Genomic DNA, 542 nt, shown 5'->3' with positions numbered 1-542 from the left:
AGTCCCCTGCTCTACCGACTGAGCTATCTGGGCATTTGGCGGAGAGGGTGGGATTCGAACCCACGGCCCCTTTCGAAGTCACTGGTTTTCAAGACCAGCTCCTTAAACCACTCGGACACCTCTCCATATTCTACTTCCAATGATTCATCCGAGGATCGAACTCGGGACACCCTGATTAAGAGTCAGGTGCTCTGCCAGCTGAGCTAATGAACCTTAACTTTAATATTTAATGGCTGGGGATGCAGGACTCGAACCTACGCATACATGAGTCAAAGTCATGTGCCTTACCGACTTGGCTAATCCCCAATATATGTGGTGAGCGCACAGGGATTCGAACCCCGGACACACGCCTTAGAAGGGCGTTGCTCTATCCAGCTGAGCTATGCACCCACAATAAATATGTATAAATTAAATAAAAAATGGTGCGGATGAAGGGAGTCGAACCCCCACGCCAATGGCGCTAGATCCTAAGTCTAGTGCGTCTGCCAATTCCGCCACATCCGCGCATTTTTTTGGTGGAGGATGGTGGATTCGAACCACCG

The 542-nt window shown here is 50.2% G+C and carries 5 tRNA genes; all 5 read right to left on the bottom strand.

What is annotated here, in order from left to right:
• Nucleotides 1–36: 36 nt before the first annotated feature.
• Nucleotides 37–125 (bottom strand) — tRNA-Ser (locus IC214_RS09925).
• A gap of 15 nt (nt 126–140) precedes the next feature.
• A tRNA-Lys gene (locus tag IC214_RS09920) sits at nt 141–213 on the bottom strand.
• Between the two features lie 17 nt (nt 214–230).
• Nucleotides 231–306: transfer RNA gene (locus IC214_RS09915), tRNA-Gln, on the bottom strand.
• Nucleotides 307–313: 7 nt separating this feature from the next.
• Nucleotides 314–390, bottom strand: a tRNA-Arg gene (locus IC214_RS09910).
• A 30-nt stretch (nt 391–420) separates the two neighbouring features.
• Nucleotides 421–504 (bottom strand) — tRNA-Leu (locus IC214_RS09905).
• Nucleotides 505–542: the final 38 nt, after the last annotated feature.

The sequence above is a fragment of the Clostridioides sp. ES-S-0190-01 genome (genome assembly GCF_020658275.1).
Lineage (GTDB): Bacteria > Bacillota > Clostridia > Peptostreptococcales > Peptostreptococcaceae > Clostridioides.
The sequence above is the reverse complement of the archived record's forward strand: the minus strand, read 5'-3'. Positions and strand labels throughout refer to the sequence as shown.